A 27000-nucleotide genomic window follows, 5' to 3' on the forward strand; every position below is an offset into this window, starting at 1 on the left:
GGTGGATGCACCGCCGGACGGGCGGCTCAGGCGGCGAGCAGTTCCTGCAGCCGGGTCAGGAACGCCGTGGTTTCCGCTTCAGTACCGGCGGTAACCCGCAGGTGCCCCTCAATGCCGATGTCACGGACCAGGACACCGGCTTCCAGCAGCCCTTCCCAGACGGCCCGCGGGTTCTCCATCCCGCCGAACAGGACAAAGTTGGCGTCCGACGGCGCCGGGGCCAGTCCCATAATGGTGAGTTCCCGGACGATCCTGTCGCGCTGGGCCTTGATGTCCTCAACGTTGGACAGGAGGGCATCGGCGTGCGTCAGGGCTGCGTTGGCCGTGGCCTGGGTAATGGCGGAGAGGTGGTACGGCAGCCGGACCAGGCGCAGGGCGTCGGCGATCTGCGGCGCCGCGGCCAGGTAGCCGATCCGGGCCCCGGCCAGGGCGAAAGCCTTGGACATGGTCCGGGAGACGATCAGCCGCTCGCGTCCGGGCAGCAGCTGCAGGGCGCTGGGGGTTTCCGTGTGGGAGAACTCCGCGTAGGCCTCGTCCACCACGACAACTGCGTTGGAGGCGGCGCCGGCATCGTAGGCCGCCTCGATGGCGTCCAGTCCCAGGGCGGTGCCGGTGGGGTTGTTCGGGGTGCAGAGAATGATGATGGTAGGCGCCTGTGCCCGGACCTGCTCCGCCACGGACTGCGGGTCCAGGGTGAAGTCGGCTTCCCTTGTGCCGGTGACATAGGCGGTTCCCGTGCCGCTGGCGAGCAGCGGGTACATGGAGTAGGTGGGCGGGAAGCTCATGGCCTTCCGGCCGGGGCCCCCGAAGGCCTGCATAATCTGCTGCAGGACTTCGTTGGAGCCGTTGCCGGCCCAGATGTTTTCAGCGGTGAGACCGTGGCCGAGATAGTTCGCCAGGTTTTCCCGCAGCTGGGTGAACTCGCGGTCCGGGTACCGGTTCAGTCCGGCAACTGCCGCCTGGACCTCGGTAACGATCGCTTCCCTTACATGCCGGGGCAGCCCGTGGGTGTTTTCATTGACGTTCAGCAGGATCGGCACATCCAGCTGCGGAGCTCCGTACGGGCTCAGGCCGCGGAGGTCTTCCCGCAGGGGAAGTCGGTTCAGGTTTTCCAGCTGTTCACTCACCCGTACAGCTTAAGGCGCTGCGGCACCCGGCGCGGAATCCGGTGTCCCGGTATGAAGTTCCGGGCTAGGAGGCGACGGGGATGTAGAGCTGCCGGCCGGCCGGGACCGTGGCGTTTTCCAGGTTGTTCAGTTCCACGATGTCCGCAACGACGTCCCGGGGATCCCGCTCCGGTGCGTATTCGGTGGCGAGGGACCACAGTGAGTCGCCGGTGGAAACGGATACCTGCAGGGTGCGTGTAGTTTCCGGTGAGTTCCCGGTGGCCATGGCAGGGGCGGTGAAGAAACCCGCAAAGACCAGAAGTGCAGCGGTGGAGAACATCAGGGGTGCGCCCACCAGGACGAGCCGTCCGCGGCGGGTGAGGCGCAGCGGTGCCTGGCTGCGCGCGGCAGCGGAGGCGCCGGCCGGGGCACTGGGACGCACCGAAGCGTTGGGAAGTACGTGTACTGACATGTCAATACCTTTCCGGTCCGATGAGCAGCTCCCGCGCCGTCCGGACAATCCCCGGCAGGACCGGGTATTGCGCGGGGCTTAGAAACTGCATTCGAACATCTGCTGGATCCTGCGAGGTGTCACAGGACCATACTCGAACATACGTTCTAAGTTGTACTCGAACATTTCTAGCACTTATCTACGAACATTGTCGAGACTCGCTCGAATATATGTTTGAAAAACTTGCCGCGCTCCCTTAGCGTTGAACCTGTCGGGAAAGCGGTGATACCAACTAATCACCCGGCACTGACAAAACTGAGAAAACCGGGAAACCGGGACGCCCGGGAAACCGGGAAAAGCGACAAAACGGTACGGCCAGCACCGCAGGCACGGCCGGCACATAAAGAAGAAGCCATCGGGTCCGCATCCGCGGGCCTACCGTGAAGGGAAGCCGACGTGGCCCGTGTTACCAATGGCAGCACCCCCGCCCCTGCCGCGCCCGCTCCGGCAGTGCGCACCAAGGGCCTCACCGCCCGGCAGACTAAGATCCTCGAGACCATCCAGCGCTCGGTCAGTACCAACGGCTACCCGCCCTCTATGCGGGAAATCGGAGACATCGTCGGTCTGGCCAGCCTCTCGAGCGTTACCCACCAGCTGAGCCAGCTGGAAAAGCTGGGGTACATCCGCCGGGATCCTAAACGGCCCCGGGCCATGGAAATCCTGGTCCCCCTGCTGCTTCGCGACGCGCCTTCAACCCGCCGCAGCGCATCCGGTTCGCCGGACGGTTCAGCGGCGGAAACCGGCTCAGGGTCCACGGCGGGGGCAGCATCCGGCGCCGGCAGCTCACATGTCTCCGACCTCACCACCGCGATCGACACGGCCATGGTTCCGCTCGTGGGACGCATTGCGGCCGGCGGGCCCATCCTGGCGGATCAGCAGGTGGAGGAAGTCATTCCCCTGCCGCGCCAGCTTGTTGGCCACGGCGACCTGTTTATGCTCCGCGTGTCCGGCGACTCGATGGTGGACGCTGCCATTTGCGACGGAGACTGGGTGGTGGTGCGGCGCCAGCCCACGGCAGAGAACGGCGATATTGTTGCCGCACTGCTGGAGGACGAAGCGACGGTCAAGACCTTCCGCCAGCGCAACGGCCACACCTGGCTGCTGCCGCAGAACACCCGCTATGAGCCCATCCTCGGCGACGAAGCCACCATCATGGGCAAGGTCGTATCGGTCATGCGTTCTCTCTAGGGCCGCACGCACCAAAAACAGCGCCCATAAGTACAGCGCCGCCGGCTCCCTGCCGACGGCGCTGCTGCGTTCCTGCCTCGCGCTTCCCCCTGGACGGGGCCCGGCCTAGGTCCGGGTGCCTGCGGGCTGAGCTGAAAGGCGTTCAAGGGCCTGCAGCACCACGCCGCGGTCCGTGGTGGACCAGAACGGGGGCAGGGCAGCCCTCAGGAAGCTGCCGTAACGGGCGGTGGCGAGCCGGGAGTCCAGGACGGCCACCACCCCCTTATCACCGGAGGCCCGGATCAGCCGGCCAGCGCCCTGCGCCAGCCGGACGGCGGCGTGGGTTGCCGAAACACTCATAAAGCCGTTGCCGCCGGCCTTGGCCACCGCACGGGTGCGGGCCGTCATCAGCGGATCATCGGGACGCGGGAACGGAATCCGGTCCATGATGACCAGCCGGCACGAGGCACCAGGGACATCCACGCCCTGCCACAGGGACATGGTTCCGAAGAGGCAGGTCGCGTCGTCATCGGCGAACTGCTGTACCAATGCGGACATGGTGGACTCGCCCTGGCACAGGATCGGGAAGTCCACCCGTGTGCGCAGGGCATCAGCCGCTTCCTCGGCTGCACGCCGGGAAGAGAACAGACCCAGTGCGCCGCCGCCGGAGGCCTTGATCAGCGCCTCAATCTCGTCCAGTTGCTCCGGGGATGTCCCCCGCCCCGGTTTAGGCAGGTCCTTGGCTACGTAGAGGACACCCTGCCGGGGGTAGTCAAAGGGACTGCCGACGTCGGTGCCGTTCCATTTCGGGGCACCGCTGCCCAGGAGTCCCAGGGCGCCGGCCACCGGACCGAATTCTGCTCCGATGGCGAGGGTGGCGGAGGTCAGGACCACGGTGTGACCGTCGAAGAGCCCTTCGCGCAGCCGGCCGGCCACCGACAGTGGGGCCACGTTGATGGTGGGCGGTGAGTCTTCTTCGGGCGCCGTGTATCCGGCGCCGGGAGAGAACGTGCTGGGGCGCGATGCCCAGACCACTTCACCGGAGTTGCCGGCATCAAGAATGCGGTCGCACATTTCCTGCACGGCCATGAGCCGGGAACGGGCCATCTGGCGCCCGCCGTCCACGTTCTCGCCGTCGGGCTTGGAGTCTGACAGCGCTGTGCGGGCCGAGTCGCGTACGTGCCCCAGGACCATCTCCTGGTCCTCGGACAGTCCCGCGGCCAGCAGACCGGACGGGACCGGTGCGAAGACCTGGTCGAACGCGCGGCCGGCAGCGGCCAGCGGCTCCAGGGCGGCGGAAGTGTGTTTGCGGGCTGCGGACACGGCTGCGGAGATAACGGTCCCGGACAGCTGTCCGGTGACGGCGCCGGTGACGCGGTCCTGCAGCTCGTGGGCCTCGTCAATGACCACCACGTCGTAATCGGGCAGCACGGCCAGACCCTCAAAGGCGGCGATGGCCAGCATGGCGTGGTTGGTGATGACAAGGTCCGCCACGGCCGCTTTGGCCCGGGCCTGCTCGCTGAAGCACAGTTCCGCCACGGGACACTTCTGCGCCCCGAGGCACTCCATGGAGGTCACGGAGACTTGGCGCCAGGCCCGGTCGCTGACACCTGGCAGCAGTTCGTCGCGGTCCCCGGTTTCTGTTTCCTGTGCCCACTCCTGCAGGCGGACGACGTCGCGCCCCAGTGCCGAGGTGGGTCCCCCGGCGGGCGCTGGGTGGGACACCGCCTGCTCGTGCATAAACAGCGTTCCCGCCTCGTCTTCCTCGGGGAACCCGCCGCCGGTCTTGTGGACGCAGACGTAGTTGCTGCGGCCCTTGAGCAGGGCGACATCCACTTCCCGGGGCAGCTTGGGCGCCAGGGTCTTCAGCAGGCGCGGCAAGTCCCGGCCCACAATCTGGGACTGCAGGGCCAGGGTGGCCGTGGAGACCAGGGCAGGCTTGTCGCTGTCGAGGGCATGGGCAATCAGCGGAACCAGGTACGCCAATGACTTGCCGGTGCCGGTGCCGGCCTGGACCAGCAGGTGCTCGCCGGACTCGATCGCCTCGGCCACCTGCCGGGCCATCTCGTGCTGGCCCGGCCGGTTCTGTCCGCCCATGGACGTGACCGCCGTGTCCAGCAGCTCCAGTACCTGCTCCGGCACCTGCTGCGTCTTCCTACCCATGGGTTACGAACGGCTCCAGCTCTGCAGCGAGCCCTTCACGGACCTTCACGTGCAGCCGGGTACCGGTCTCCACATGGTCCGTGGACAGGATCTCTGCGTCCTGCTGGTGGAGCCGGGACACAATCTCGCCGCGCTCATACGGCACCAGCAGTTCCAGCTCCACTCCCGGGCGCGGAATGCCTTCGGAGATCGCCTGGAGCAGCTCCGGGATGCCTTCGCCCGTGCGGGCCGAAACCACCACATACCGGCTTTCGCGCTGGCGCAGCCGTTCCAGGACAAACGGATCCGCGGCGTCGGCCTTGTTCAGCACAATGATCTCAGGCACCTTGCGGGCGTCCACCTCGGCAAGGACGGTGCGGACGGCCGCAATCTGGCCTTCCGGGTCCGGGTGCGAGGCATCAACTACGTGCAGGATCAGGTCTGCGTCCGCTACTTCTTCCAGTGTGGAGCGGAAGGCCTCCACTAGCTGCGTGGGCAGGGAACGGACAAAGCCGACGGTGTCCGCCAGCGTGTAACCGATCCCGTCTTCCGTCTGTGCCTTGCGGATGGTGGGATCCAAGGTGGCGAACAGGGCGTTCTCCACCAGCACGCCGGCGTCGGTGAGCCGGTTCAGCAGGGAGGATTTGCCGGCATTTGTATAGCCGGCAATGGCTACCGAGGGCACGGCGTTGCGCTGCCGGTTGGCACGCTTGGTCTCACGCGCCGGCTTCATGCCCGCAATTTCGCGGCGCAGCTTGGCCATGCGGGTGCGGATCTTCCGGCGGTCCAGCTCGATCTTGGTTTCACCGGGACCGCGCGAGCCCATGCCCGCGCTGGCGCTGCCCACCTGGCCGCCGGCCTGGCGGGACATGGATTCACCCCAGCCGCGCAGGCGCGGGAGGAGGTATTCCAGCTGCGCGAGCTCAACCTGGGCCTTGCCTTCACGGGACTTGGCGTGCTGGGCAAAGATGTCCAGGATCAGGGCCGTACGGTCAATGACCTTGACCTTGACAATGTCTTCCAGTCCGCGGCGCTGGGACGGAGCGAGCTCGCTGTCCACGATCACTGTGTCAGCGCCGGTCGCCGTGACAATGTCCTTCAGTTCCTGGGCCTTGCCGGAGCCGAGGAAGGTGCCGGGATCCGGCTTGAGGCGGCGCTGGATGATTCCGTCCAGGACTTCCGATCCGGCGGTCTCCGCCAGCGCGGCCAGTTCCTTCAGGGAGTTTTCGGCATCTTCTGCGGTGCCTTCGCTCCACAGTCCCGCGAGGACAACCCGTTCCAGGCGCAGCTGGCGGTACTCAACCTCGGTGACGTCTTCGAGTTCGGTGGACAGGCCGGCGACGCGGCGCAGCGCGCGCCGCTCCTCGAGGTCCTGCTGCTCGCCGTCGTGGACGGAATGCTCAGTGTTGTTGGACAGCGCCTGGGCGCGTCCGTTGTTGACTCCGGTGCGGGTCAGCGGCTTGGTCTCCACCGTTTTGGCTTCAACTGCGCTGTCCTTCGCAAGGATCCGGTCGATGACCCCTTGGATGTCCGAAGCGCTGAGCTCCGAAGCGGAGCCGGCACCGTTGACGGAACCCATGGGACGGGAGTTGTTGATGGTCATAATCTCCTTATGAGAACGTACTTAACATGGTAGGCCAGTGAACTGACATTCTCCGGCGAGACCGACCGTCTGCGCAATGGATTCCTGTCCCGACTTCCACCTGTTCCAACCCCGCAGGCACCGCTTAAATTCCTGTCCGCGCCCGGGTTCCGGCTAATCTGGACTGTTATGGGTTCAGACCACTATTTCTCTTCCACACCTTCCGGACCCGAGGTCCGACGGCCGCTGCGCGTCACGCTCAACGGCTCCGAACGGACGCTCCAGACCGCGGGCGGCATCTTCAGCCCGGACGGCATCGACAAGGGCACCGCAGTACTGCTGGACGAAGTTCCCGCCCCGCCCGCAACCGGTAATCTTCTGGACATCGGCTGCGGTTGGGGCCCGGTGGCCCTCACCCTGGCGCTGAAGTCCCCCGCCGCACAGGTTTACGCCGTGGACGTCAACGAGCGCTCCCTTGCCCTGACCCGCGACAACGCCGCTTCGCTGGGATGCGCCAACGTTAGTGCTGCCCGGCCCGAGGACGTGGATCCGGAGCTGCGCTTTGACGCCATCTGGTCCAACCCGCCCATCCGCATCGGCAAGGATGAACTGCACGCCCTGCTGCTGCTCTGGCTGCCGCGCTTGGCTCCGGGCGGCACCGCGTGGCTGGTGGTCCAGAAGAACCTCGGATCGGATTCGCTGCAGCGCTGGCTGGCCGGAGAACTGCCCGCCGGCTTTGCGGTGTCCCGCCACAGCACCGCCAAGTCCTTCCGGATCCTGAAGGTGGAACGGGCGCACTCCTAGCCCGGGCCTTCTCCTACAGCAGGATGCCGCGGGCCACCAGCACGGCCGGTCCGCTGAGTTCGACGTGTTCGCGGCCTTCGGGACCGGTCAGGAACCGGACGCCGACGACGCCGCCGGGCACCGTCACGGCCCACGCATCGGGCGCACCGGCACCGGCCCAGAAACGCGTGGCGACGGCGGCGGCGCATGCGCCGGTACCGCAGGACAGGGTCTCCCCCACGCCGCGCTCGTGCACACGCATGGTCACCAGTCCCACCCCGTCCTCCACGAGCGGCTCGGCCGGGACAACGAACTCGACATTCGTTCCGTTGGAGGGTTCGGGCTGCACCGACGGCGCGGTGGTGAGATTGGTTGCGGCCAGTTCGTCCAGCTCGGCCAGGGCAACCACCGTGTGCGGGTTGCCCATGCTGACCGACAGCCCGGGACGGGGCACTTCCAGGCCCCCGGCGTTCACCACGGTGTCCATGGACTTGGCGGCAGCGTGGTCCGGGTAGATGAACTCCCACGGGCCCATGTCCACCGCATAGCCTCCGGGCGTGCGGGTGACGGTCTTCAGCCCGGCCCGGGTGCCGATAACCAGGCTTTCACCCTCTCCCAGTTCCACCAGGTGCTCTTCAAGCAGGAAATGCACAAAGACCCGCACACCGTTGCCGCACATTTCGGAAACGCTTCCGTCTCCGTTCCGGTAGTCCATGAACCATTCGGCTTCCGGTGCGTTCTGCAGCAGTGCACGGCCTTCGGGGACGTACTCGGAGCGGACGGCGCGGATGAATCCGTCCGCACCTATTCCGCGGTGCCGGTCACATACAGCTGCCACGTCTGCGGCAGCCAGGTCATGGGATCCGTCCGTATCGGCCAGCAGCACAAAGTCATTGCCGGTGCCGTGGCCCTTGGCGAAGGGCAGGCCGGCAACGGCAGCGGGCAGGCCGGAGGCGGGCAGGGACGCGGCAGATGCCGTCGAAGCAGAAGTGTTGGTCACCCTTCAAGGATACTGGGCCGCACGGCGGCACGGACGGCATCGGCCGCTCGGGTAACCAGGGCGGGATCGTCAAAGCCCAGCCAAGTGATCCGCGGGTCGGCGCGGAACCAGGTCAGCTGGCGGCGGGCGAACTGCCGGGTGGCAACAACGGTGGCCTCCGCGGCCTCACGCACCGAGGACTTCCCGTCCAGGACCGCAAGGAACTGGGCGTAGCCCAACGCACGCGAGGCGGTACGGCCGGTCCGCAGTCCGGCCGGTTCCAGCCGCCGTACTTCCTCGAGCAGGCCCTGTTCCACCATGGCGTCAACACGGCCGGCCAGGCGCTGGTGCAGCACGGGACGGTCCACCTCCAGGCCGATCTGCACGGCAGGCTGGAAGTACTGGCGGACGGGCATAAAGGAGCTGAACGGCCGTCCCGTCAGTTCGAGGACTTCAAGGGCCCGCACCACGCGGCGGGCATCTGAAATCCGTTCTGCCGAGACCGGGTCCGCGGCCCGCAGGCGGGCCATCAGCGCGGGCAGCCCGGCGGTTTCCAGTTCGGCTTCAAGTGCCGCGCGGACAGCGGGGTCGGTGCCGGGGAATTCCAGTACGTCCAGCGCGGCCCGCATGTACAGCCCCGAACCGCCCACGAGGATGGGGAACATGCCCCTGCCCCGGATGTCCTCGACCAGTGCCCTGGCCCGGGTCTGGAACGCCGAGACGCTGGCCTCTTCGGTAACGTCCATGATGTCCAGCAGGTGGTGCGGAACGCCGCGGCGTTCGGCAACCGGGATCTTCGCCGTGCCGATGTCCATGCCGCGGTAGAACTGCATGGAATCCGCGTTGATGACTTCCCCGCCCAGTTCCAGGGCAAGGTTTACGCCGAGGTCCGACTTGCCGGATCCGGTAGGCCCGACGACGGCAATCACCGGACGCTCAGGTGCAGGGTTCATGCTGCAGCGCCCTTAGGAACGCGGGGGCAGCGCGGGCATGCCCAGCGAAACACCCGTGCGGGTGCCGGCCGGTGCGGCAGGCACGCCGCAGGATTCAGCCTGCGAACGGTCCCAGGCATCTCCGGCGCGGGACCGGCGCAGCGAATAGTCAGCGGCTGTGGCGGGATCGGAAATCAGGTGGAAGGCGGCGGCAGCGGTGACCGGGACGGTGACGAGGTCGCCCGGCCGCGGTGCGGGGGCGCCGTCGGGCACCGAGAAGTGCACCAGCCGCTGGTCCCGGGAACGCCCGGAGAGCCGGCCGGTCTCTTCAGCCTTCCGGCCCGAACCGGCAGTAACCATGACTTCTACGGTGGTGCCCACCTGCTTGGCGTTCTCCTCGGCGGCAATCCGGTCCTGGAGGGCAGTGAGCCGCTCATAGCGTTCCTGCACCACGGCCTTGGGCAGCTGGCCGGGCAGGTCGGCGGCGGGGGTGCCGGGGCGCTTGGAGTACTGGAAGGTGAAGGCGCTGGCGAAGCGGGCCTTTTCCACGACGTCGAGGGTGGCGGCGAAATCCTCCTCGGTCTCGCCCGGGAATCCGACAATGATGTCCGTGGAGATGGCGGCGTGCGGCATCCGTTCCCTCACCCGGTCCAGGATCCCCAGGAACTTCTTGGAGCGGTAGGAGCGGCGCATGTCCTTGAGGACCTTGTCCGAGCCCGACTGCAGCGGCATGTGCAGCTGCGGCATCACGTTGGGGGTTTCCGCCATGGCGTCAATGACGTCGTCAGTGAAGGCCGCCGGGTGCGGGCTGGTGAAGCGGACCCGTTCCAGGCCCTCGATGTCGCCGCAAGCGCGCAGCAGCTTGGCGAAGGCACCGCGGTCGCCGAACTCCACGCCGTAGGAGTTCACATTCTGGCCCAGCAGCGTGACCTCGATGGCGCCGTCATCGACCAGTGCTTTGATTTCGGCCAGGATCTCCCCCGGGCGCCGGTCGCGTTCCTTGCCGCGCAGCGACGGGACGATGCAGAAGGTACAGGTGTTGTTGCAGCCGACGGAGATGGACACCCATCCCGAGTACACCGAGTCCCGTTTGGTGGGCAGCGTGGACGGGAACACGTCCAATGACTCCAGGATTTCCAACTCGGCCTTGGCATTGTGCCGCGCGCGTTCAAGCAGCGCGGGCAGGGACCCGATGTTGTGGGTGCCGAAGACGGCGTCCACCCAGGGCGCCTTGCGCAGGATGGTTTCCCGGTCCTTCTGTGCCAGGCAACCGCCCACGGCAATCTGCATCCCCGGGCGGCGTTCCTTGATGGGCGCGAGCAGGCCCAGGTTGCCGTACAGCTTGTTGTCCGCGTTCTCCCGGACCGCGCAGGTATTAAAGACAACGATGTCCGCCTGCTCGCCGTCGGCCTCCACATATCCGGCGTCCTGGAGCAGGCCCGAAATGCGTTCGGAGTCGTGTACGTTCATCTGGCAGCCGAACGTCCGGACCTGATAGGTACGCGGTGTTGCCTCGGAGGCCACGGGGGAAGGAGAGGAAACAGTCATGCTCACCCTCCTAGGGTACGTCAGCCGCCGTCCCCCACTAGGCCCAATCCCTCACCGAGGCGCAATTCCGCTGCCGCCCTTAGTACCAGTTCTTGGCTAGTACCAGTTATTGGCGTGGTGGAAACTCAGTGCGTTGCAGGGGCTGCCGTAACGCGATGAGATGTACTGAAGTCCCCAGTCGATCTGCGTGCGGTAGTTCACCGCCCAGTCAGCTCCGGTTGCCGCCATTTTTTCGGCGGGAAGGGACTGTGCAATCCCGTAGGCTCCGCTGCTGGAGTTGGTGGCGCTGGTCAGCCATTCCGATTCTTTGGTCCAAAGCCGGTCCAGGCACGTCAGCTGGGATGCTTCCCACCCCCGGGAGGCGAGCATGGAAGCAGCGTAGGCCTTGGCCGCCGCAGGGTCATCCACAGGCACGGCCGCACGCGCGGCCTCGACTGCTTCCTCTGCGGCCTGCATGGCCGCGGCCTCATCCGCCGCGCGGGCCGCAGCCTGCTCCGCGGCGGCTTGCTCTGCTGCAGCCTGCTCGTCGGATTCCCGGGCGGGCGGCTGCTCCGCGGGCTGCTGTTCTGCGGGGTGCTGCCCTGCGGGGTGCTGTTCAGCTGTTGAACCCTTGGTTTCCGCGACATTCCCGGTTGTGGCACCGTCCCGGACGGGTTCTTGCGTGGCGAGCAGCGGCACCGCCATATTGACCAGCTGCAGTCCGGCGGCGGCGCGCAGGTCCTCACCTGCCGCAGTGCCGACCGCGGCGCCGGATACACCGAGCATTGCCAGGGAGCCCAGTGCTGCCGAGGCACCCATTCGCAGCCTTCGGCGGCGGCGCAGGGCGCGTCGGATACGGGTCTGTTCGCGGCGTGATGAGTCAAGTGAAGTCACAAGCGCAGGACGCTACCGGAGTTTTCTGGGAAAAGTCTCAAAAAGGTAACGACGACGTTGACTCCCCCGACATCGCGTGCAGCCGCAAACCGTTGCCCCCCAGGAAAGCTAATACCAGTTGACCTCTTCGGAATGCTGCCAGGCGCCGCAGGGTGTGCCGTACCGCCAGGAGATGTATTCGAGCCCCCAGTTAATCTGGGTCCGGTAGTTTGTCTGCCAGTCGCTGCCGTGGCTGGCCATTTTGCTACCGGGCAGCGACTGCGGGATTCCGTAGGCGCCGCTGGACGGATTGGCCGCCGAAGTGCGCCAGTTGGACTCCCGGTTCCAGAGGCTGACCAGGCAGCGGAATTCGTTGCCGTCCCAGCCGTAGGCACCCATCATGCCGGCGGCATAGTTCTGGGCCCCGGCCGGATCGTCCACCGGTTGGGCGGGCGGCGGCGGAAGCGGAACGGGTGCCGGGCCAGGCGCCGGCGCAGGTGCGGGAGCAGGTGCCGGCACAGGTGCTATGGGGAGGGTCACGGCCGGAACCCCTGTTTCCGGCGCGCCGGGAGCAACGGGTGAGCCGACCGCAGGCCGCGTCACGGTACCGGCGTTCCGTGCCGCCCGTTCCGCTGCCGCCTGCTGTTCCTGGAAGGCCTGCTCAGCGGCAATTCCGCGCAGCCGTGCGTTTTCCACGTCGGCGGTGGTCCCGTGCAAATCGGCCAGTTGGGCCAGCAAAACGGCTTTCCGGGCTTCCTCCTCCCGGACCGCTTCATCCGCCGCGGTGGCAGAGGCGCCGGCTTCGTCAAGATACCGTTTGGCCTCGGCCAGCAGGTCTGCACGGGCATCGCGGGCCTGCTGTTCCTGATCGGCAAGGCCGGCCGCTACCCGTTCGGATGCCGTCGCTGCTGCATACAGGGTTCCGGCCCGCGAGGAAACGCGGTCCATCAGGTCCGCCCCGTGCAGGGCGTCGGCAGACGCTTCCGTATCCAAGAGCAAAAGTCCCAAGCCGTCCGCTGCGGCACCTCCGGACTTGTACGTCTGCGCGGCCAATGCGGCCACACGCTGCAGCGTTTCATCCGCCTGCGCCTCGGCGGCCTCCCGCTGTGCGGATAGCGAGGCCAGGAGCTTCTCATTTTCTGCCAGGGCATCCCTCGCTGCGTTGTAGCGGCTGGTGGCTTTAACCGCAGCGTCGCCCAGTTGCCCGGCGTCGGTGCGCAGCTCCGTGAGCAGCCCTTCGAGCTTGTCAGCCTCAGCGGCTTTGGCGGCCTCGGAGGACTTGGCCTGCTGGATATCTTCCCAGGACGGGTACGGGTCCGCAGCCGAGACAGGTCCGGCGGTCAGCACGGCCGAGGCCAGGATTCCGGTAAACACCACGGCAAACAGCGGGGAACGCCTTAACTTGGGCCCCACCAAGCTCATCTTTAACATAGTTGGCACAGCATACGACACGGCGCGGCGAATTGACACCGGCCCTTCGAGGGTGTGCGCTTTTAGACGCTGTCGCCTCTGGCCTCGCGTGCTTCGCTGATAATTTCTCCGGCCACGCGGAAACCCAGCGACGGCGAGTAACCCTTGCGGGCCAGCATGCCCACGAGCCGCCGCGTTTGTTTGTCCCTTGCCGTGCGGTCTGCGAGATCCGCGGAGGACTGCAGCTTTTTCCGGGCCAGGGTCCTGGCGGCCTCAAGTTCGTCATCGGCGCTGACCTGTTCGAGGGCATCCTCGGCCAGATCCGGCGCAATCCCCTTTTCGGCTAGTTCGCGGCGCAGTGCGCCGCGGGCCAGTGATTTGCCCTGCGACCTGCTCTGGACCCACAACCGGGCGAACTCGGCGTCGTCCACGAGCTGCACTTCCTCGAAACGGTCCAGGACTGCTGCGGCCGCATCCGCCGGAATCTCGCGTTCGGCCAGCTTCGCTTCCAGCTGGTGCCGGCTTTTGGGTGATGCCGTGAGTTGGCGCAGCACAATGGCTTTCGCCTCCGAGTAGGCTTCCTCAGGTGTCAGCTCGGGCGCCGGCCCGGAAACGGAGTCCGCCTCCCCCGCGCTGTTCCTCCGGCGCTTCTTTTTCTTGGTGCCGCTTCCGGCGCCTGGTTCTGCCCACGGTTCATCTGCCGGGGCTTCCTCGCCAAAACCGCCTTCTTGGAAGGTATCCCCTGCATCCTTCGGCTTCCGGCGGGAGCGCGCACGGGAGGCCGGAGGCACATCTGCCGGCGTCGTATCCGAAGGCACGGCAGTACCCGCCTGGATGTCGGCGAGCCGCTGCTTCAGTTGTTCGAGCGTTTCTTGGGATGCCATAGCTGTTCCGGTTGAATGAGTCAGTGTTGAATGAGCTGCTGCCTGGATGGCCAAACCCCAAGGGCAGCACCTCCTGAGGAGGCGCTGCCCTTGTTGCCTGAGGGGGTAAGCCCTAGGAGTCCTTGGCTACAGCCTTAAGCTTGGGTGCGGCCGGTTCCTCTGCGGCCGGAACGCCGATGCCCAGCTTTTCGCGGATGCGGCGGTCCAGCTCGTCGGCCAGGTCGGGATTGTCCTTCAGGAAGTTGCGGGCGTTCTCCTTGCCCTGGCCCAGCTGGTCTCCGTCGTAGGTGAACCAGGCACCGGACTTCTTGACCAGCCCGTGCTCCACGCCCATGTCGATCAAGCCGCCTTCGCGGGAGATGCCGACGCCGTACATGATGTCGAATTCCGCCTGCTTGAAGGGCGGTGCCATCTTGTTCTTGACGATCTTGGCGCGGGTGCGGTTGCCAACCGGGTTGGTGCCTTCCTTGAGCGTTTCAATGCGGCGGACGTCGATGCGTACGGACGCGTAGAACTTCAAGGCCTTGCCGCCGGTGGTGGTTTCCGGGCTGCCGAAGAAGACGCCGATCTTTTCACGCAGCTGGTTGATGAAGATGGCGGTGGTGTTGGTGTGGCTCAGCCGGCCGGCGATCTTTCGCAGCGCCTGGCTCATGAGGCGGGCCTGCAGGCCGACGTGGCTGTCTCCCATGTCGCCTTCGATTTCGGCCCGCGGCACCAGTGCGGCAACGGAGTCAATGACGACGACGTCGACGGACCCGGAGCCAATCAGCATGTCCATGATTTCCAGGGCCTGCTCGCCGGTATCCGGCTGGGACACCAGCAGCGAGTCCGTATCAACGCCGAGCTTGGCGGCGTAGATGGGGTCCAGGGCGTGCTCCGCGTCGATGAATGCGGCGATGCCGCCGTTCTTCTGCGCATTGGCCACAACATGGAGGGCCAGCGTGGTCTTACCGGAAGATTCCGGACCGTAGATTTCCACCACGCGTCCGCGCGGGAGCCCGCCAATGCCCAGGGCAACGTCCAGAGCGACGGAGCTGGTTGAGATGGTCTCTGCGGGGGCGCGCACCTCATCGCCCAGACGCATGATCGATCCCTTGCCATACTGCTTGTCAATCTGGGCCAGCGCTGCCTCAAGTGCTTTTGCGCGGTCGGCTGGAGCAGCCATTCTTCACCTCGTGTTGTGGTTGTGAGTGGCCCGTAGGCCTGTCGTCCATTGCTTAGTAACGACCCTATCCGGCGGCACTGACAAAACGGCTGACCGGACCTTGTTGCTCATTATCTTGTGGATATCCCGGGCCGCGCCTGCTGTGGCCGACCCCTGTGTAGGAGCATATCTTTATCCGAACAAAGATTCGAATATTCACCCCGGCGTGTTCCGTTCCGGCTGTCCGGGCTCCCGGGCGTTCCCGCCGCTACGTTGCCTTCGGTTTGATGTCCCGGCCAAGCCTGCGGTCAGCCGGCACGTCCTGGATCTCGCACACGGCCAGCCATACCGCTTTTGGTTCCACGCCTTTCCGGAGCGCTTCCGCAGCGGTAACCCCGCCCAGCTGGCCGAGGACCAGATCCGCGGCCAAGACCCGGGAATAGGCCGAACCGAACTCGTCATCCATGAGCCGCCAGAAGTCACTGATACGCATCGCTTAATTCTCGCACGCACGCAGCGCCCCGCAGTAACCAACCTAGAATGGAGACATGACCGAGACCACCGGTCCCGCGGACCGGCCCGATGGCGGGGACCCGGACAACGATGCCGCCATTGAGGACCTGGAACAGGAACTGAGTGTCCTGTGGCGCCGCGCGCGCTCCGTCTCCCACCAGATAGCCCGCGAAGTCCACCCCGACATGGAACCGTCGGCCTACGGCCTCATGGTGCTGCTCCACCAGCAGGGTCCCATGCGCCTGACGGACCTGGCCGCGGCGGTGGGGGTGGGTAAGCCCTCGTTGAGCCGTCAGGTTGCGATGCTGCAAAGCCTGGGTCTGGTGGAGAAACATACGGACCCGGTGGACGGGCGGGCCCAACCCATCAACCTCACCGACGTGGGGGCGGCACAGTTGGAAGGCACGGCAACGGCCCGAAAGGAGCACTTCCGCCGGACATGGACCGGATGGGAGGCCGAAGAGCTGCGCGCCCTGGTTCGGCTGCTGCACAAGCTGAATGCCTCCGTCCGTCCGGCCGGGGACAGTCTTTGAAACCGGGGACAGTCTTTGAACCGGGGACAGTCTTTGAAATCAGCCCCGGACAGAACAAACCCCCGCAGGCACCGCACCTGCGGGGGTCACTAGCTGTTCAGCTGGTAAATCTTGGGGGCAACGCATCCGTCGCCTGAAGCGAAGGGGCGCTGCCGGGGTTCCTAGGATGTGCGGGCCAGGTCCCGGGCCAGGTCTTCGGGAAATTCACGTGCGAATTCCCGCGAAAACTCAGAGGGCACGGTATCTGGAATGGCAACGCCTTCAGCGCTGGCCACCCGGTCACTGACTTCACGGAGCATCAGGGACAGGGGCACATCGAGGGCCGTGCAGATTGAAGACAGGAGTTCCGATGATGCTTCCTTCTGTCCGCGTTCAACCTCGCTGAGGTAGCCGAGGGATACACGGGCACTGTGCGACACCTCGCGCAGGGTACGGCCCTGGCGCTGGCGCACGTCGCGGAGGACATCACCAATCTCGTGACGAAGAACTACCATCTTGCGCTCCTTAGGCTCCCGGTGTGCGTCTTCCGCCAACCCTACATCCCGCCAGCGGATCACGCCGTTCACGGATACGGGTTGTTTAACCATGTGTATCGTCCTGCTCCCTATGAGTACGGGCTGCGGCGAGTTGCCGCAGACTGTTCAAAGATCGTACTGAAAGAACCTTGGCGGTTCCTGATACTAACAACTGATGCCCTGACGGTTTTGTTCCCGCGGCGGATGGGGCTGTTACTGTACGTCTCCAACGGGACCGGCGGTCTCCAGTTCTGCGGCCAGCATCGCGAGTGCCTCGCGGCAGGCAGCGGCACGGATGGCGGTGCGGTCTCCGGGGAACAGGAACTCCCGGAAGTAAGATCCTCCGGCAGAGGCGATCCCTACGAAGACTGTTCCCACCGGTTTGCCGTCGTGGGCCGCAGGCCCGGCCGCCCCGGTGGTTGATACTGCGACGTCGGCGTCCAGGGCCTTGCGCGCCCCGACCGCCATAAGCTCCGCCACCCTTCCATCCACGGACCCGGCTTCGGCCAGGAGCGCGGCCGGAACCCCGAGGACGGAATGCTTGATCCCATTTTGGTACGCGACCACGCCACCCTGCAAAACTGTGGACGCTCCCGGCACGGATCCAAGCTCCGCGCAGAGCATTCCCGCGGTCAGGGACTCGGCAGTGGCTACGGTTTTGCCGGCCCGGTTCGCGGCGCGCAGGACACGGGCGGCCGAGCTCTCCTCCACAGGGGCGCCCGCCCCGGTCTCCGGGCTCATACGCTCTTTGCGCTGCGGCGCAGGCGGACGGCCTGCAGGACGTAGTCGATGCCTGTCACCACGGTGATCACCAGTGCGGCGGCCATAAAGACGGCGCCGATCCACCAGGCCCAGCTGCCCAGCCAACTGCCCAGCGGCAGCAGGAACACGAAGATGGCGAAGGTCTGTACCACCGTCTTGAGCTTGCCCCCTCGGGAGGCTGCCATCACGCCGTAGCGGATCACCACGAAGCGCATCAGGGTAATACCCAGTTCGCGGACCAGGATCACAATGGTCACCCACCACCACAGTTCGCCCAGCAGCGACAGCATCACCAGTGCGGAACCGATCAGCAGCTTGTCCGCGATCGGATCGGCGATTTTGCCGAAGTCGGTGATCAGGCCGCGGCTGCGGGCTATGTCGCCGTCGAGCTTGTCCGTGTAGATGGCGACGGCGAATGTTGCCACCGCCAGCCATCGGTAGAGCCCGCCGCGGCCGTCGTCGGCAGCGAGGAACCAGATGAAGAGCGGAACCATCAGGATCCGCACCACCGTCAGTGCATTGGCGATATTGAGGGTAGGTACCCTCTCGCTAGGAGAATTGCTCACAGCTTCAGCCTAGCGAACATTCACCGGCCGGTGAGGTTCCATGCGTCCTCGGACTCCGGGTCGTCGGCGCCGTCGTGGTACTCCGCAGCCTGCGGCCGGCCATCCAGGTCGGCGGCAACCAGGTCCACGGGACCGCCGGCGTCGAACCCGTGGTTCACGTTGGCGTTCTCGGCCAGGGCTGCGGCGTCCGCTCCCCCGGACGGGGCAGGCGCTTCGTCGCCGCTGATGGCTGCCAAGGTGGCCGCCAGGTCGTCGGGCTTCACCAGCACATCGCGTGCCTTGGAACCTTCGGAGGGCCCGACGACGCCGCGGGACTCAAGCAGGTCCATCAGGCGTCCTGCCTTGGCGAAGCCCACGCGCAGCTTGCGCTGGAGCATGGAGGTGGAGCCGAATTGAGTGGTCACCACCAGTTCGGTGGCCTGCAGCAGCACGTCGAGGTCGTCTCCGATGTCGTCGTCGATCTGCTTCTTGGGCGCCGTGACCGCAACGTCTTCGCGGTAGACGGCCTGCAGCTGGTTCTTGACGTGCTCCACCACACGGTGGATTTCGGACTCGGTGACCCAGGCGCCCTGTACACGGATGGGCTTGTTGGAGCCCATCGGCAGGAACAGGGCGTCACCCTGGCCCAGCAGCTTTTCAGCGCCGGGCTGGTCCAGGACCACGCGGGAGTCGGTGACCGACGACGTCGCGAAGGCCATGCGGGAGGGCACGTTCGCCTTGATCAGGCCGGTCACCACGTCCACGGAAGGCCGCTGGGTGGCCAGCACCAGGTGGATGCCGGCGGCGCGGGCCAGCTGGGTGATGCGGACAATGGAGTCTTCCACGTCCCGCGGGGCGACCATCATCAGGTCGGCCAGCTCGTCCACGATCACCAGCAGGTACGGGTAGGCGCGGATAACCCGCTTGGATCCGACCGGGGGCACTACCTTGCCGTTGCGGACGGCCTTGTTGAAGTCGTCAATGTGCTTGAACCCGAAGTTGGCGAGGTCGTCATAGCGGGTGTCCATTTCCCGCACCACCCACTGCAGCGCTTCGGCAGCCTTCTTGGGGTTGGTGATGATGGGGGTGATCAGGTGCGGAACGCCCTCGTAGGCGGTCAGTTCCACGCGCTTGGGGTCCACCATGACCATGCGCACCTCATCCGGCGTGGAGCGCATCAGGATGGAGGTGATCATGGAGTTCACGAACGAGGACTTACCGGCGCCGGTGGCACCGGCCACGAGCAGGTGCGGCATCTTGGCCAGGTTGGCCACCACGAACCCGCCCTCAACGTCCTTGCCCACGCCCATCACCATGGGGTGTTCGGTCTTGCGGGCGGAGTTGGAGCGCAGCACGTCGCCCAGGGCCACGACTTCCTTGTCCGCGTTCGGGATTTCGATGCCGATGGCGGACTTGCCGGGAATGGGCGAAAGGATGCGCACGTCGGAGCTGGCCACGGCGTAGGCGATGTTTTTGGAAAGGGCCGTGACCCGTTCCACCTTGGTACCCTCGCCGAGTTCGATCTCGTACCGGGTAACCGTGGGGCCGCGGGAGAAGCCGGTGACCTTGGCGTCCACGTTGAACTGCTCCAGCGTGTGCGTCAGGGCCGCGACGACGGCGTCGTTCGCTTCGGAGCGTTCCTTGGCGGGCGGGCCCGGCGGCAGGAAGTCCGACGGCGGCAGCGTGTAGGTGATGTCGCCGGAAAGCTGCAGCTGCTCGGTCCGCTGCGGGATGGGGGTAGCCGGCGGGGTGTGCGCCACCGGGCGGGACGGGACCGGAGGAACGGCAGCGGCAGCCGCGGGAAGGTTCAGCACCTCGGTGGCGCCCGGGACCATGCTGATGGCTTCGGTGGGCGGTTCCGCGCTGTCCATGCCGCCGTCCAGGTCCCCGTCGACCGGCAGGCCCTGGTTGCGGCGGATCTTCTGCGTGGCCAGTTCGGCCTGGGTGGGACGGCGGACGCCCGGCGGGACGACGGGCGCTGCTGCTGCGGCAGCAGCCGCTTCTTCCTCTTCATCGGCCAACAGGGCGCGTTCAAAGGCTTCATCGCCGGCGAAACCGTCCTGCGCAGCGGCTGCGGCCGCCTCGGCTTCCTTCTCCCGGCGGGTCTTGCGCGGCTTTTTGACCTTCTCGGGCTTGGGGTTGCCGTAGAGGTAGCTCTGGTCATGCGCCTCGGGATCATCCGGGGCCAGGTCCTGGCCCATGAGGTGCTCGTACAGGGCGCGCAGGCGTGCGGGAATGTGGCGGAAGGGTGTGGCGGTGATGATCAGGACGCTCACGAACACCAGGAAGGACAGAAGGATGAGCACCGGCCACTTGGTCAACGCGGCGGAGAGCGGGCCGGATACAAGGAAGCCGACAATGCCGCCGGATACCCAGAGCCGTTCGAAGCCGTCCGTCAGGGAGGGCAGGCCGCCGACAATGTGGGTGATGCCCGACCCGGCGAGCAGCATGATCACCAGGCCGATGCTGATCCGGCTGTTGGCGCGGTGGCGTTCCGGGTATCGGAAGAGTCGCACGGCACCGGTGAAGAGCATGAACGGCAGCACCAGCGCCATCCAGCCGAACGTGCCGGCGGCGCCGGCGTGGATGACGTCGGCTACGGGACCGCGCAGGGCCCACCACTCCACCGTGGCGACGGCAAGGCCGAGCAGGGTAAGGAAGAAACCGGTTCCATCGCGGCGGATTTCGTAGTCCGGGGACACATCGGTGCCGAGCTTGCGCACCCCGCCGCCGGCAATACGGGAAATGCCCATCCAGGCGCTTTCAACGGCGCGCAGCGGCAGGGGCAGCTGTTCCGGCGGGGCCGGGCGTGCTGCAGCGCTCCCCCGGCCTGTTGTTCCGCCTCGCGGGCTGCCTTTGCCTGATGCCTTGCTTGTGCTGCCGCCGGCACTCCGGGCCGTGGTACGGCCGGAAGAACCGCTGCGTGCGGCAGGGGAAGTACGAGTCGCCATACCAGCCACGCTACCCGACGGGACCCCTGATCCCCCGGATTTACGCGGCCGGACCGGCATTTACCGGCCTGCTCGGGCCGCGCAGGTACCCGCAAGTACCCGCGGGGGTCCCCTTCAGCGGGCTACGCCTCGACGACTACGGGGACAATCATGGGGCGGCGGCGCAGGCGCCGGTTGACCCAGGTGCCCACTACCCGCCGGACCACCTGCTGCAGCTGGTAGGTGGTGTGGTCCGTGTTGGAACGGACCGCTTCCTCCAGCGCTGCGCTGATCTTGGGAATGATCTCGTCAAAGACCGCATCACCTTCGGCGAATCCGCGGGCATGGATTTCCGGTCCGGAGACGATGGTCCCGGTGCTGCGGTTCACCACGGAGATGATCGAGATGAAGCCCTCTTCGCTGAGGATCCGCCGGTCCTTCAGATCGGTGTCGGTGATCGCTCCCACGCTGGAGCCGTCCACGTAGACAAACCCGCACTCAACCTCGCCGACCACCCGCGCCTTGCCGTCGCGCAAATCCACCACCGTGCCGTCGTCGGCCAGGACAATGTTCTGTTCCGGGACGCCGGTGGCCGCGGCCAGCCGGCCGTTGGCAATCAGGTGCCGGGTCTCGCCGTGGACCGGCATGGCGTTCTTGGGCTGCAGGATGTTGTAGCAGTAGAGCAGTTCACCGGCCGCGGCGTGCCCGGAGACGTGGATTTTGGCGTTGCCCTTGTGCACAACGTCCGCACCCATGCGCATCAAACCGTTGATGACGCGGAAGACGGCGTTCTCGTTGCCCGGGATCAGGGAGGAGGCCAGGATGACCGTGTCGCCCTTGCCGATGCTGATCCGGTGGTCTCCGTTGGCCATCCGGGACAGTGCTGCCATGGGTTCGCCCTGCGACCCGGTGGACATCAGCACCACCTTGTTGTCCGGCAGGTCGTCAACGTTTTTCAGGTCCACCAGGATGCCCTCGGGGACGTTCAAGTAGCCCAGCTTCTCCGCAATGGCCATGTTGCGAACCATGGAGCGGCCCACGAAGCAGACGTAGCGGCCGTGTGCCGCGGCGGCGTCCAGAACCTGCTGCACCCGGTGGATGTGGGAGGAGAAGGAAGCGACGATGATCCGTTTGTTGACCTTCCCGAACAGTTCCTGCAGCACCGGGCCGATCTCGCGTTCGGCAGTGGTGAAACCGGGTACGTCGGCGTTGGTGGAGTCGGCCATAAAGAGGTCCACGCCCTCTTCGCCCAGCCGTGCGAAGGCACGCAGGTCGGTGATCCGCCCGTCCAGGGGCAGCTGGTCCATCTTGAAATCACCGGTGTGCAGCACGGTGCCCGCCGCCGTGCGGATGAACACTGCCAGCGCGTCGGGAATGGAGTGGTTGACCGCCACGAACTCGCATTCAAACGGTCCGAAGCTTTCGGTCTGGCCTTCCTTCACGGTCAGGGTGAACGGCTTGATCCGGTGTTCCTGCAGCTTGGCTTCCACCAGGGCAAGGGTCAGCTGTGAACCGATCAGCGGAATGTCGTTCTTGAGCCGCAGCAGATACGGAACGGCGCCGATGTGGTCTTCATGGCCGTGCGTGAGCACCACGCCCACAACGTCCTCGAGCCGGTCCTGGATGTAGGAGAAGTCCGGCAGGATGAGGTCAACGCCGGGCTGGGTCTCTTCCGGGAAGAGGACCCCGCAGTCAACAATCAGCAACTTGCCGTCGATCTCGAAGACGGCCATGTTCCGGCCGATCTCCCCCAGCCCGCCCAGCGCGACGATGCGCAGCGTTCCCGGTTCCAGTGCCGGCGGGGTCATCAGTCCGGTGCCCGTTGTTTCCGTCATGTCCGGTTACGCCTCGTTCCGGGAAAAGTCCATGCCGGCTTCGGCCAGGTCCGTCAGGACCGTTTCCATTTCGACGGCGTCCGGTGCCACCAGCGGCAGCCGGACGGCGGCGGTGGGGATGACCTTCTGCATCGCCAGGACCTGCTTGGCGGCGACGGCACCGGGAATGTGGGTCATCACCGCGCGGATCAGCGGGTCCAGTTCGAAGTGGATCCGGCGGGCGGTCTCGAAATCCCCGGCCGCGGCGGCGTCCACCATGGCACGGAACTGTTCGGTGGCGATGTGCGCGGTGACGCTGACCACGCCCACGGCGCCGGCGGCCATCCACGGGAGGGTGAGGCCGTCGTCGCCGGCGTAGATGTCAAGCGTGGTGTTGGCCAGCACCCGGGTGATGCCGGCGAAGTCGGCCTTGGCATCTTTCAGGGCAAGGATGCGCGGGTTCTCGGCGAGCTTGAAGATAGTGGAGGTGCTCAGCGCAATTCCGGCGCGGCCGGGAATGTCATAAACCATCACGGGCAGCTCGGTGGCGGCGGTAACGGCATCGAAGTGCGCCACCACTCCTGCCTGCGTGGGCTTGTTGTAGTAGGGGGTCACCACCAGCTGGCCGTCGGCGCCGGCCCGCTCGGCGCGGCGGGCCATTTCCACTGAATGGGAGGTGTGGTTGGTGCCCGTGCCGGCGATGACCTTCGCCCGCCCGCCGACCGTTTCGGCAACCACCCGGAACAGGTCTTCCTTTTCGCTGTCCTCCAGAGTGGAGGTTTCCCCCGTGGTGCCGGAGACCACCAGGCCGTCACAACCGTCTTCCACCAGCTTGTTCGCGAGGTTGGCGGTGGCGTCGAAGTCCGCTGCTCCGTCCTCAGTGAACGGGGTCACCATGGCGGTGACGAGTGTACCGAAGGGAAGGGTGCGGTTTTGGAAATCCATGGGTAAAACGTTACCCGCTGCGCAGCGCAAAGGGGCAACGGTCCCGCGGCCGGCTGTTCCCAGCCGGATGAACCGGACGGGGCGGCATCAGGAGCAGACGGCTGCCTGCAGCACCTTCAGTGCGGCGTTCGACGCCGATCCCGGCTCCGTCCGGTAGACCACCAGTTCCTGTCCGGGTGCAGCCCGGACGTCGAACGCCTGCAGGTGCAATTCCAGGTCCCCGGCCTCCGGGTGGCGGAAGCGTTTGCTCCTCAGCCGTCCGCCGCGCACCTCGGCATCGGTCCACAGTTCCGCGAAGCGGGCATCGGCGGCCAGCAGGCGTCCGCGGACCTCGGCGATCCGCGGCTCGCGGGGCTGGGCTGCCTCCAGCAGCCGGAAACTGGCCACCATGCTGGCGGCCACCGTCTCCCAGTCCCGGTACAGCACAGCCGCAGCCGGGTCCAGGAACATGGATTCCAGCAGGTTGCCGGTGGGGCCGAACCCCAGGAACAGGGCCTCGGCCAGCGGGTTGGCAGCAAGGACGTCGAAGGCCTGGCCAAGGACGAAGGCAGGGTGGTCCGGCCATTCGTTAAGGAAGGCCGCCAGCTGGGGGTCCACGGCGGCGGCGGTCGGAACGGTGCGCGGCGGCGTCAGCCCCGCCAGGCGGTACAGATGCGCCAGCGCATGTTCGTCGAGCAGCAGTGCGGTGCCGATGGCAGCCGCGACTTGGGGCGACGGCGAGGCTTCGCGGCCCTGCTCCAGGCGCATGTAGTAGTCCACGCTCACATCCGCCAGCCGCGCGACCTCCTCCCGGCGCAGGCCCGGCACGCGGCGCCGGCCGTTGCTGCGCAGCCCGACATCGGCGGGCTGGACACGGGAACGGCGGAGGATGAGGAATTCTCCCAGCGGCGAAGGCACATCAGCAGTGTAGCGAGGGTGGGTGCCGTGCACCCGGGAACGGCACGGCGTTCCGCGGCGGCCTTCTGCGCGCAAGCATTGACGCCATGGAAGACGCCATGGAAAACGAGCAGCAGAAAACAGTCCTGATTATCGGCGCGGGGCCCGGCATCGGCCTTTCCGTGGCCCGGCGCTTCGCGTCCGGCGGGGTTGCCCTGGTGGCACGCTCCGCGGAACGGTTGCAGCAGCTGGCCGCCACGCTGGCAGGCGAGGGGATCGCTGCCGAGTGGGAAGCGGCGGATGCTGCGGACCCGGCCGCCCTGCAGCAGGCCGTGAAGTTGCTCGTCGAGCGGGTAGGCCCCATCGACGTCCTCTGCTTTAGCCCGCTGCCCAGTCTCGACCTGATCGGTCCGGTCCTGGACACCGGCGCCGAAGAGTTCCTTGCCTCGCTTGCGCTCAGCGTAGGCGGGGCCGCTACCGCCGTGCGCGCGGTGGTGCCGGGCATGCTGGAGCGCGGACACGGCAGCCTGCTGTTCACCACCGGCAGCGGAGCCCTGCGGCCCTCCCCCGGCCGGGCGGCCAGCGCCGTTTCAACGGCAGCGGAAACGGCGTATGTGGACCTGCTGCACCGGCAGCTCAGCCCGGCCGGAATCCGGGTGGCGCACGTGCTGATAGTCGGACCGGTGGGTCCCGGGCTCAAGCACGAGCCCGAGGCCGTTGCTGCGGCGTTGTGGGAAGCCCACCGCACGGACGGCGGCGTCGTCACCGTTTTGGACTAGGGCCGTCCTGGACTAGGAGCCGTCCCCGGGTAGGCTCCGGAGCCTACCCGTGCGCGGGCAAGCGGGTACGGCGTGAGACGATGCTGTGCATGATCCAACGCCGCCTCACGGGCATCGATGCTGCCCGCGGGATCGCCCTGCTGGGTATGATCGCCACCCACACTATGCCCCTGTACAACCAGGAGACCGGGGATCCGTCGTTTACCGGCTTGGTCTTTTCGGGTCGGTCCTCGGCGCTGTTCGCGCTGCTGGCCGGCGTCGGGCTGGCCCTGCTGACCGGTGGCAGCCAGCCCCACGAGGCGAAGGCCGTGAACCGCGACCGCCGCGGCATTGCGGTCCGTGCAGTCATCATTGCCCTGGTGGGCCTGGCCCTGGGTGGATTGGAGACCAACATTGCGGTCATCCTGTTCCACTACGCGGTGTTGTTCCTGCTGGCCCTGCCGTTTGCCGGCATGCCGCTGCGCCGGCTGGCGGTCTGGGCTGCCGGGTGGTTGCTGCTCTCCCCCGTGCTGGCATACCTGCTGCGCGGCTGGCTGCGGGAAGTCCTTGCGCCGTCGGAGATCGGCGGCAACCTCACGTGGGACTCGTTCCAGGAACCGGCCGCCCTGGCGGCAGACGTATTCGTCACCGGCTTCTACCCGGTGCTGCAGTGGCTGAGCTACATCTTGCTCGGGATGGTCATTGGACGGCTTGACCTGAAGAACCTGCCGGTGCAGGTGGGACTGCTTGCCGCCGGGGTGTTCGCCGCCGTCGCCGCCAAGTTCACCTCGTACTACCTGCTGGGCACACTGGGCGGCCTGCAGGTGCTGGAAGCTACCGAATCCGGGCAGCGGCTGCCGCTGGCCAGGATGCTTGAGGTTAACCTCAGTCCGGTGGAACAGACCGGGTCCTGGTGGTGGCTGGCGCTGGCGGGGCCGCACTCCAACACCAGCCTGGACATGCTGCATGCCTCCGGGACCGCCGCTGCGGTCCTGGGTGCGTGCCTGCTGCTGACCAGGGCCCGCCCCAACCTGCTCCTGCCGCTGTCGGCAGCCGGGGCCATGACCCTGACGCTGTACAGCCTGCATGTATGGGTCATGACCATTGTGGACCAGCAGGACCCGGCGCTGGAGCCGCTCCCGGTGTTCTGGATCCAGGCCGTCTTCTACGTGGTCCTGGCCGTCCTGTTCCAGCGCATCCAGGCGCGGGGACCGCTGGAGTTCGTGACGTCCGGGGCGTCCCGGCTGGCGCGCGGGAAAGCGGCCGGCCGTTCAGCAGCTCGCTAGCTGCCGGCCTTCGCGCGTTCGGCAAACAGCTTCCCGGCCTGCCGCATGGAACGCCGGGCACGGGTGCGGTCCCCGGCGGCGTCGTAGGCGCAGGACAGCCGGAACCAGCTGCGCCAGTCCTCCGGTGCAGCTTCGGTCTCGGCCTTGTACTTGGGGAATTCCGCGTCCGCCGCTTCCCGGATGATGCGCCCGGCCGGTGTGCGGGGCAGATCATCAACGGGCAGGCGGCCTTCTTCGGCCAGGATGGCTGCCATCTTTTCGGTCCGCGCACCGAACATCAGTTCCCGGATCAGTGCCCAGGCGCCTACCACCGGCAACACCAGGTAAGCGGCGCCCATAAAGCGTGCAGTCAGCTCAGACGAGGTCAGCAGCAGCCAACCCCGCTGCGCGGAGACCACCAGGTAGAACAGCAGCAGCAGCGTCACCAGGGCCACGCCCAGTTTGGCGCGGTTGGAAAACAGGCCGGTGAAGAAAGACAACGTG

At 66.6% G+C, this 27000-nt stretch carries 25 protein-coding genes; 5 read left to right on the top strand and 20 right to left on the bottom strand.

The genetic code is table 11. From position 1 onward, the window contains the following. Window positions 1-26: 26 nt before the first annotated feature. Window positions 27-1127, bottom strand: a complete 1101-nt coding sequence (locus tag LOC57_RS14210; RefSeq protein WP_229960534.1) for a histidinol-phosphate transaminase — start codon at window positions 1125-1127, stop codon at window positions 27-29. Window positions 1128-1191: 64 nt separating this feature from the next. Continuing rightward, window positions 1192-1578, bottom strand: a complete 387-nt coding sequence (locus LOC57_RS14215; RefSeq protein ID WP_227914025.1) for a LysM peptidoglycan-binding domain-containing protein — start codon at window positions 1576-1578, stop codon at window positions 1192-1194. Window positions 1579-2013: 435 nt separating this feature from the next. Here LOC57_RS14215 and lexA point away from each other — a divergent pair, with 435 nt between their 5' ends. After that, window positions 2014-2805 carry a transcriptional repressor LexA gene (lexA, locus tag LOC57_RS14220; protein WP_442860342.1) on the top strand — a complete coding sequence of 264 codons (792 nt, stop codon included), beginning with the start codon at window positions 2014-2016 and terminating at the stop codon, window positions 2803-2805. Window positions 2806-2910: 105 nt separating this feature from the next. Here lexA and LOC57_RS14225 read toward each other — a convergent pair whose 3' ends face one another. Then, window positions 2911-4947 (bottom strand): ATP-dependent DNA helicase, encoded by a 2037-nt coding sequence (locus tag LOC57_RS14225; RefSeq protein WP_227914024.1) that lies wholly within the window; start codon window positions 4945-4947, stop codon window positions 2911-2913. Further along, window positions 4940-6505, bottom strand: a complete 1566-nt coding sequence (gene hflX, locus LOC57_RS14230; protein WP_442860734.1) for a GTPase HflX — start codon at window positions 6503-6505, stop codon at window positions 4940-4942. The genes LOC57_RS14225 and hflX overlap by 8 nt, the downstream gene beginning before the upstream one ends. Before the next feature lie 192 nt (window positions 6506-6697). Here hflX and LOC57_RS14235 point away from each other — a divergent pair, with 192 nt between their 5' ends. Next, complete coding sequence (locus LOC57_RS14235) at window positions 6698-7312, top strand: class I SAM-dependent methyltransferase (RefSeq protein ID WP_227927273.1); 615 nt, start codon at window positions 6698-6700, stop codon at window positions 7310-7312. Window positions 7313-7325: 13 nt separating this feature from the next. On the opposite strand, the gene dapF is transcribed toward LOC57_RS14235, so the two are convergent. The 8 genes from dapF to LOC57_RS14275 form a co-directional block, all read right to left on the bottom strand. Beyond that, window positions 7326-8252, bottom strand: coding sequence for a diaminopimelate epimerase (gene dapF, locus LOC57_RS14240; protein WP_227914066.1), 927 nt, complete (start codon window positions 8250-8252; stop codon window positions 7326-7328). A 35-nt stretch (window positions 8253-8287) separates the two neighbouring features. Next, the gene (gene miaA / locus LOC57_RS14245) at window positions 8288-9223 is read right to left on the bottom strand and encodes a tRNA (adenosine(37)-N6)-dimethylallyltransferase MiaA (protein WP_229960538.1); all 936 of its coding nucleotides are present in this window, start codon (window positions 9221-9223) and stop codon (window positions 8288-8290) included. A 12-nt stretch (window positions 9224-9235) separates the two neighbouring features. Next, the gene (gene miaB / locus LOC57_RS14250; RefSeq protein WP_229960540.1) at window positions 9236-10750 is read right to left on the bottom strand and encodes a tRNA (N6-isopentenyl adenosine(37)-C2)-methylthiotransferase MiaB; all 1515 of its coding nucleotides are present in this window, start codon (window positions 10748-10750) and stop codon (window positions 9236-9238) included. Between the two features lie 96 nt (window positions 10751-10846). Then, window positions 10847-11623, bottom strand: a complete 777-nt coding sequence (locus LOC57_RS14255) for a hypothetical protein (RefSeq protein ID WP_229960542.1) — start codon at window positions 11621-11623, stop codon at window positions 10847-10849. A gap of 108 nt (window positions 11624-11731) precedes the next feature. Next, entirely contained in the window at window positions 11732-13015 is a 1284-nt protein-coding gene (locus LOC57_RS16540; RefSeq protein WP_331460677.1) for a hypothetical protein, read from the bottom strand. A gap of 80 nt (window positions 13016-13095) precedes the next feature. Next, on the bottom strand, window positions 13096-13896 hold the full coding sequence (locus tag LOC57_RS16545) for a regulatory protein RecX (RefSeq protein WP_331460678.1): 801 nt from the start codon (window positions 13894-13896) through the stop codon (window positions 13096-13098). 112 nt (window positions 13897-14008) lie between these two features. Continuing rightward, the gene (recA, locus tag LOC57_RS14270) at window positions 14009-15061 is read right to left on the bottom strand and encodes a recombinase RecA (RefSeq protein WP_227914019.1); all 1053 of its coding nucleotides are present in this window, start codon (window positions 15059-15061) and stop codon (window positions 14009-14011) included. A 247-nt stretch (window positions 15062-15308) separates the two neighbouring features. Continuing rightward, complete coding sequence (locus LOC57_RS14275) at window positions 15309-15533, bottom strand: DUF3046 domain-containing protein (protein ID WP_227914018.1); 225 nt, start codon at window positions 15531-15533, stop codon at window positions 15309-15311. Window positions 15534-15588: 55 nt separating this feature from the next. Between LOC57_RS14275 and LOC57_RS14280 the strand changes: the two genes are divergently transcribed. Beyond that, window positions 15589-16086 carry a MarR family winged helix-turn-helix transcriptional regulator gene (locus tag LOC57_RS14280; RefSeq protein ID WP_227914017.1) on the top strand — a complete coding sequence of 166 codons (498 nt, stop codon included), beginning with the start codon at window positions 15589-15591 and terminating at the stop codon, window positions 16084-16086. 161 nt (window positions 16087-16247) lie between these two features. Here LOC57_RS14280 and LOC57_RS14285 read toward each other — a convergent pair whose 3' ends face one another. From LOC57_RS14285 to LOC57_RS14315, 7 genes are all read right to left on the bottom strand, one after another. Then, complete coding sequence (locus tag LOC57_RS14285) at window positions 16248-16673, bottom strand: helix-turn-helix domain-containing protein (protein WP_269437448.1); 426 nt, start codon at window positions 16671-16673, stop codon at window positions 16248-16250. A 141-nt stretch (window positions 16674-16814) separates the two neighbouring features. Further along, entirely contained in the window at window positions 16815-17342 is a 528-nt protein-coding gene (locus tag LOC57_RS14290; protein ID WP_229960544.1) for a CinA family protein, read from the bottom strand. Next, window positions 17339-17929 (bottom strand): CDP-diacylglycerol--glycerol-3-phosphate 3-phosphatidyltransferase, encoded by a 591-nt coding sequence (gene pgsA, locus LOC57_RS14295; RefSeq protein ID WP_227914015.1) that lies wholly within the window; start codon window positions 17927-17929, stop codon window positions 17339-17341. The genes LOC57_RS14290 and pgsA overlap by 4 nt, the downstream gene beginning before the upstream one ends. A 20-nt stretch (window positions 17930-17949) precedes the next feature. Then, complete coding sequence (locus tag LOC57_RS14300; RefSeq protein WP_229960546.1) at window positions 17950-20859, bottom strand: FtsK/SpoIIIE family DNA translocase; 2910 nt, start codon at window positions 20857-20859, stop codon at window positions 17950-17952. 122 nt (window positions 20860-20981) lie between these two features. Next, window positions 20982-22673 (bottom strand): ribonuclease J, encoded by a 1692-nt coding sequence (locus tag LOC57_RS14305; protein ID WP_227914013.1) that lies wholly within the window; start codon window positions 22671-22673, stop codon window positions 20982-20984. A 6-nt stretch (window positions 22674-22679) separates the two neighbouring features. Then, window positions 22680-23597 carry a 4-hydroxy-tetrahydrodipicolinate synthase gene (gene dapA / locus LOC57_RS14310; RefSeq protein WP_229960548.1) on the bottom strand — a complete coding sequence of 306 codons (918 nt, stop codon included), beginning with the start codon at window positions 23595-23597 and terminating at the stop codon, window positions 22680-22682. 87 nt (window positions 23598-23684) lie between these two features. Beyond that, entirely contained in the window at window positions 23685-24494 is an 810-nt protein-coding gene (locus LOC57_RS14315; protein ID WP_229960550.1) for a helix-turn-helix transcriptional regulator, read from the bottom strand. 86 nt (window positions 24495-24580) lie between these two features. Between LOC57_RS14315 and LOC57_RS14320 the strand changes: the two genes are divergently transcribed. Both LOC57_RS14320 and LOC57_RS14325 read left to right on the top strand, forming a co-directional pair. Beyond that, complete coding sequence (locus LOC57_RS14320; RefSeq protein ID WP_227914010.1) at window positions 24581-25252, top strand: SDR family NAD(P)-dependent oxidoreductase; 672 nt, start codon at window positions 24581-24583, stop codon at window positions 25250-25252. An 89-nt stretch (window positions 25253-25341) separates the two neighbouring features. Beyond that, the gene (locus tag LOC57_RS14325) at window positions 25342-26517 is read left to right on the top strand and encodes a heparan-alpha-glucosaminide N-acetyltransferase domain-containing protein (RefSeq protein ID WP_229960553.1); all 1176 of its coding nucleotides are present in this window, start codon (window positions 25342-25344) and stop codon (window positions 26515-26517) included. Here the strand turns inward: LOC57_RS14325 and LOC57_RS14330 are convergent. Further along, on the bottom strand, window positions 26514-26996 hold the full coding sequence (locus LOC57_RS14330) for a hypothetical protein (RefSeq protein ID WP_229960555.1): 483 nt from the start codon (window positions 26994-26996) through the stop codon (window positions 26514-26516). The two genes, LOC57_RS14325 and LOC57_RS14330, sit on opposite strands and share 4 nt — an antisense overlap. Window positions 26997-27000 lie beyond the last annotated feature (4 nt).

This window comes from Arthrobacter sp. zg-Y750 (assembly GCF_020907365.1).
Classification (GTDB): Bacteria; Actinomycetota; Actinomycetes; order Actinomycetales; family Micrococcaceae; genus Arthrobacter_B.

Coding starts and splice junctions, on each gene's coding strand:
- miaB (WP_229960540.1), bottom strand. CDS start 10,750: ATGACTGTTTCCTCTCCTTCCCCCGTGGCCTCCGAGGCAACACCGCGT.
- LOC57_RS14215 (WP_227914025.1), bottom strand. CDS start 1,578: ATGTCAGTACACGTACTTCCCAACGCTTCGGTGCGTCCCAGTGCCCCG.
- LOC57_RS14280 (WP_227914017.1), top strand. CDS start 15,589: ATGACCGAGACCACCGGTCCCGCGGACCGGCCCGATGGCGGGGACCCG.
- LOC57_RS14300 (WP_229960546.1), bottom strand. CDS start 20,859: ATGGCGACTCGTACTTCCCCTGCCGCACGCAGCGGTTCTTCCGGCCGT.
- LOC57_RS14325 (WP_229960553.1), top strand. CDS start 25,342: ATGATCCAACGCCGCCTCACGGGCATCGATGCTGCCCGCGGGATCGCC.
- LOC57_RS14285 (WP_269437448.1), bottom strand. CDS start 16,673: ATGGTTAAACAACCCGTATCCGTGAACGGCGTGATCCGCTGGCGGGAT.
- dapA (WP_229960548.1), bottom strand. CDS start 23,597: ATGGATTTCCAAAACCGCACCCTTCCCTTCGGTACACTCGTCACCGCC.
- LOC57_RS14320 (WP_227914010.1), top strand. CDS start 24,581: ATGGAAGACGCCATGGAAAACGAGCAGCAGAAAACAGTCCTGATTATC.
- LOC57_RS14290 (WP_229960544.1), bottom strand. CDS start 17,342: ATGAGCCCGGAGACCGGGGCGGGCGCCCCTGTGGAGGAGAGCTCGGCC.
- hflX (WP_442860734.1), bottom strand. CDS start 6,505: ATGGGTTCCGTCAACGGTGCCGGCTCCGCTTCGGAGCTCAGCGCTTCG.
- LOC57_RS14305 (WP_227914013.1), bottom strand. CDS start 22,673: ATGACGGAAACAACGGGCACCGGACTGATGACCCCGCCGGCACTGGAA.
- LOC57_RS14275 (WP_227914018.1), bottom strand. CDS start 15,533: ATGCGTATCAGTGACTTCTGGCGGCTCATGGATGACGAGTTCGGTTCG.
- LOC57_RS14235 (WP_227927273.1), top strand. CDS start 6,698: ATGGGTTCAGACCACTATTTCTCTTCCACACCTTCCGGACCCGAGGTC.
- LOC57_RS14225 (WP_227914024.1), bottom strand. CDS start 4,947: ATGGGTAGGAAGACGCAGCAGGTGCCGGAGCAGGTACTGGAGCTGCTG.
- miaA (WP_229960538.1), bottom strand. CDS start 9,223: ATGAACCCTGCACCTGAGCGTCCGGTGATTGCCGTCGTCGGGCCTACC.
- LOC57_RS16545 (WP_331460678.1), bottom strand. CDS start 13,896: ATGGCATCCCAAGAAACGCTCGAACAACTGAAGCAGCGGCTCGCCGAC.
- recA (WP_227914019.1), bottom strand. CDS start 15,061: ATGGCTGCTCCAGCCGACCGCGCAAAAGCACTTGAGGCAGCGCTGGCC.